Genomic DNA, 4,341 nt, shown 5'->3' with positions numbered 1-4,341 from the left:
GATTCGTTGAACGTCATCGACGTGGTGCAGCTCCAACGGGGCGGAAAAGTGCCCGAAGCCATCATCACCGACACCGGCTCATACTCCGACATCGTGTTCGGCCTGCTGCATCTGATCGGCATCAAATTCTGTTCGCGCCAGTACTCGCACGCCGACCGGAGCGCCGCCAACCGGACGTTGAACGTCGTGGCCGCCTTGTTGCCCCACACGAAGGTGAACCACCCACTCACCCGATCCGGCTCCTGATCCAGCAGCGTCACATTGGTGTCCGCGCCGAAGTCGGCGACCAACCGGTTCAGCACGACGCCGTAGCCGCGGCGGGTGTTCGCCGCCGGGATTGTGCCGAGGAACACCGGCACCGCGTCGGCCAACCGCACACCGGACACCGACGTCGGGAGGCTCCGCACCGTCCCCATCGCCCAGCCTCCCGCGCTACCGCAGATTAATTCCGGAGTCGACCCCGCCCGAAAGACCCATCGCGCCAAGTCAACTCCCAGACTACCGCAGATAAAGGGTCGTTATCTGCGGTAACTCCTTAGCGCCGGATCGGGCAGTTATGTTCCTCGACCCCCAGGAAGACGACGAGGGCGTGCGGAGGTATGCACAGGACGATGGAAAGGGACTCGCCGATGGGTGAGGGAACAGGCCTGGTTCGAGACTGGCGGTACCGGGCGCGGCGTCGAATGTACCGCGGCGGACGGCCCGGGAACCTGGCCCGAGCACTGAACCGGCTCTCCGCGCTCCAGTTCGCGGCCGGCCTGCTGTCACCGAAACGCGCGGTGACGCTGGAGGTACGCGGGCGACGCACGGGCCGTCTCATTTCGATTCCGTTGGTGGTGGCCGACTACGAGGGGGAGCGGTACCTGGTGTCGATGCTCGGCAACGACGCGAACTGGGTGCGCAACGTCCGCGTGGCCGAGGGGAGGGCGGTGCTGAGGCGTGGCCGAAGCGAAACGGTGCGCCTCGACGAGGTCGACCCGGATGCCCGCGCGCCCATCCTGCGCCGCTACCTCGCCCTCGCCCCTGGCGCCAGACCGCACCTGCCGGTGGACCGCGACGCCCCGCTTGAGGAGTTCGAGCAGATCGCCGCGCAGTACCCGGTCTTTCGCATCGTCGCGGCCCCGTCAGGCTCGGGCGACACCTGAATGGGCGAACCGATTCACGAACGAGGACCGGCACGTCCCAAAAGCCAGCCTCATGACCGGAGAGCTGAGCTGACCGTCCCCGGGTAGCCCTGTCCGGTGAAGTGACCCCTTATCGGGGCGACGAACGGGGTACCGGTGGATTTGCTCTGGATAGTTATGCGTTGTTTCGGGTTGTCTCTCATTCGGCCGTTGCTGGGACATCGACGGCTGAGACACCGGCACCGTACGACCGAGCGGTGGGCGCTGAACCCCGTCCAGGGACCGTTCGCCGCTAGAAGCTGGTGCCGGAGCCAAATCGGCATGTGACTCCCAGCGTTATCTGGCACGGTTTTACCGACGCTATTTGTCTCGGTCGGTCGGTTGCTGATCAGTGAGGTAGCGGTACACGGTGCTGCGTCCTACGCCGAGCGCCTGGGCGATGGCGGTCATGGTGGCGCCGTCGGCCTTCATGGTGCGGGCTTGGGCGACGGTCGCAGTGGTGAGGGCGCGGGGTCGCCCGCCTACGCGGCCTTGGTTCCTTGCTGCGGCGAGTCCGATCAGGGCGTGTTCGCGGCGGATGGCGTGTTGGCAGGTCGACAGTGCGGCGAAGATTTCGAGGACGTGGGCACCGGTGTCCGGGTCGGTGGTGTCGAGATCCTCGGTGATCGACCAGAGGCCGGCGCCGGTATCGGTGATCCGGGTGGCGGTGTCGAGCAGGTGGGCCAGCGAGTGGGCGAGCCGGTCGAGGGACCACACGACGAGCAGGTCTGTCGGTTCGAGCGCGGTGAGGACGGTCTCGAGCTGCGGTTGCGGGGCGCCCGCCGCGGGGGTGGTGTCGGTGAAGATGCGTTCGCAGCCGGCCGCGGCGAGCGCGTCGTGTTGGAGCGCGAGTCGGCTCCGTTTCGGGCAAGGTGATGCGGGCGTACCCGAGCATCCTGGTCATCAGATCGTCCTCGGGGTGATTGTCGGTGGTCAGGTGCCGATGACTAGGGTGTCGCGGGCGGCGTCGACGACCTCACGGGTGATGGTGTGCAGGTCGTTGAGTTCGAGGACGCGTTGGATCTGACCGAACAGGCGGTGGATGAGCCGGAAGTTGCCGCCGGTGATGCGGGCCACCGCGGCGATCGCCTCGGCGTCGGTGAAGTCGTCGGCGTTGAGTGCGAGGCCGAGCCGGTTCCAGTGCCGCTCGAGTACGAAGGCGAGTTCGTCATCGCTCAGCGGCCGGTATTGGTGGGCGAAGCCGATGCGGCTGTAGAGCTGTGGGTAGCGTTCGAGCCGGCGTTCCATTCCGGGCATGCCGATCAGGATCAGGCCCAGGTGGTGGCGGTCGAAGAAGTCCCGAAGCTGTTCGAGGCCGGTGGCTTTGAGGCGGTCGGCCTCGTCGACGATGAGCAGTTCGGTGTAGCCGCAGCCGCGGCCGTCGCTGTAGGCGAGCGGATCGTAGTCGGGGTGGTGGTGGCATTCGATCGCCCAGGACACCTGCTGGCACAGCGCGGGGATCGCCCGGTCGAGCTCGCGGGGTGTGGTGGTGACCTTCGGGGTCCACATCGCGGTGCGGGCGGTGTCGATGATTTCCGGGATGGCCGGGTCCTTGATGTAGCGGTCGAGGAACCATTGCTCCCAGTCGTCGGCACCGCTGTAGACCCGTGAGGACAGGGTCTTGCCGATCCCGGCCGGCCCGAAACACACTCCGATGTAGCGGTTGCGGCGTACCGCGTCGGCGAACTCGACGAACCGGCGGTGCTCCTTCGTGACGAGGAACGGCGGACCGTCGCGCCGCACCGGGGTGGCGTCGCCGATGAGCGCGGCGGCGGTGTCGCTCTGCCGGGGAGGCAGCGGCGGTTCGCGGGTTTTCGATGTGCTCACGTGTACCTCGCCTCGGGTGGTTGTCGGGTCAGTCCTCGCGGTAGGTCTTCAATCTCCGGCGCGGCCTCTGCGGCGCCGGCTGGTCATGGGCGGAGTCCGCGGCGCCGCGATCGCGCGGGGTGAGTGGCGCGGTGTCGGGGATCGGGCCGGCGCCGGTGGTGGTCAGCGCGTCGGCGAGGCTGCGCCGGGAGGTGAGCGTGCCGCGCAGCTCACGGCGCCGTCGGGTGCGGGCGCCTTGGAGGTCCTTGAGGGAGATGGTGGCGTCGGCGAGCTCGGCGCACACGGCGCGGCACAGGAATTGGCCGCGGTAGTAGAGGCGGACCTCGGCAAGGTCGCGGGGGTCGTAGCGAACAGTGACCCGTTCGCCGACATACGCCGAGAGGGTCAGGTCGAGGTAGCGCAGCCCATGGCAATGGATCCCGTCGCGGTGCACCACCCGCGGCCGGGCCACGGTGAGCAGCAGCAGGTCCAGCTGCTCGAGCGAGTCGGGCATCCGCGGCAGCCACCCGCCGGCGAGCCACCGCTGCTGCGGCGGGACACCGGTTTCCGAGTGCTCGCGCCGGTGGTAGGTGTCGAGAATGAATTCGCCGATCGCGGCGTCGAGTTCGGCCAGCGTCAACGTCGGTGTGGTCACGGGCTTGCCGTGGGTTCCGTGCGGGATGTGGCCAGGCAACCTCGGGAGGAGTTCGGTGGTGACGGTGCCGAAGAGGCGCTCGACCTTGCCGCGATCCTGCGGCACGCCGGGGGTGGAGTGCACCAGCCGGATCCGGGTGTCGACGCACACCTGATCGAGATGGGCGGAGGTGAAGTCGGCTCCGTGGTCGCTGTAGAGCACGTCCGGCAGCCCGCACACCGCCCACCGCGGGTCCGTCTTGCGCCAGACCGCCTGCCGGAGCGCCAACGCGGTCTGCAGCGCCGACGGATCGCCGAGGAACACGGTGTAGCCGGCGACCGCACGGCTGCGGTCGTCGAGGATCGTCGTCAGCCACGGCCGGACCGGTTTGCCGACCGCGTCGAGGATCATCACATCGAGTTCGGTGTGGTCGGCCTGCCACACCTCGTTCGGGCGGGTCGCCTCGTGGCGATAGACCAGCTCGAACCGGTCCCGGTAGGCGGCGACACCCTGATGGGCCAGGGTGGCCAATCCCGGATCCAGCCCGCCGACAATCGTGCGCACGGTCTCGTAACTCGGTGCGGGCCAGCCCCGCTGGGCCGCGATCGCGGTGACGGTGCGGTGGATGTGCGCGGTCGACGGCTGCGGCCGGCGCAACGCCAGTCCCTCGACCAGCTCGACGCACTCGCTGGGCAGCGTGCGGGTACCCAGGTCCGAGCGCGGACGCCGGGCCAGCGC

At 68.5% G+C, this 4,341-nt stretch carries 5 protein-coding genes and 1 pseudogene; 2 read left to right on the top strand and 4 right to left on the bottom strand.

The genetic code is table 11. From position 1 onward, the window contains the following. Positions 1-21 precede the first annotated feature (21 nt). Both WAW17_RS17600 and WAW17_RS17595 read left to right on the top strand, forming a co-directional pair. Positions 22-246, top strand: a complete 225-nt coding sequence (locus WAW17_RS17600) for a Tn3 family transposase (protein WP_422334221.1) — start codon at positions 22-24, stop codon at positions 244-246. A 383-nt stretch (positions 247-629) separates the two neighbouring features. Further along, positions 630-1,145 carry a nitroreductase family deazaflavin-dependent oxidoreductase gene (locus WAW17_RS17595; RefSeq protein ID WP_422334218.1) on the top strand — a complete coding sequence of 172 codons (516 nt, stop codon included), beginning with the start codon at positions 630-632 and terminating at the stop codon, positions 1,143-1,145. A gap of 339 nt (positions 1,146-1,484) precedes the next feature. On the opposite strand, the gene WAW17_RS17590 is transcribed toward WAW17_RS17595, so the two are convergent. From WAW17_RS17590 to WAW17_RS17575, 4 genes and pseudogenes are all read right to left on the bottom strand, one after another. Continuing rightward, complete coding sequence (locus tag WAW17_RS17590) at positions 1,485-1,682, bottom strand: helix-turn-helix domain-containing protein (RefSeq protein ID WP_422334220.1); 198 nt, start codon at positions 1,680-1,682, stop codon at positions 1,485-1,487. Beyond that, positions 1,662-2,006: pseudogene (locus WAW17_RS17585) on the bottom strand (recombinase family protein); the annotation flags it as partial. The pseudogene WAW17_RS17585 and the gene WAW17_RS17590, both read right to left, overlap by 21 nt. A 90-nt stretch (positions 2,007-2,096) precedes the next feature. Beyond that, entirely contained in the window at positions 2,097-2,906 is an 810-nt protein-coding gene (locus WAW17_RS17580) for an AAA family ATPase (protein ID WP_422334219.1), read from the bottom strand. Positions 2,907-3,018: 112 nt separating this feature from the next. Then, on the bottom strand, positions 3,019-4,341 hold a 1,323-nt coding region (locus tag WAW17_RS17575; protein WP_422334217.1), incomplete at its 5' end, for a Mu transposase C-terminal domain-containing protein.

Source organism: Rhodococcus sp. (in: high G+C Gram-positive bacteria), from assembly GCF_049286785.1.
GTDB lineage: Bacteria > Actinomycetota > Actinomycetes > Mycobacteriales > Mycobacteriaceae > Rhodococcus_F.
The sequence above is the reverse complement of the archived record's forward strand: the minus strand, read 5'-3'. Positions and strand labels throughout refer to the sequence as shown.

Coding starts and splice junctions, on each gene's coding strand:
- WAW17_RS17595 (WP_422334218.1), top strand. CDS start 630: ATGGGTGAGGGAACAGGCCTGGTTCGAGACTGGCGGTACCGGGCGCGG.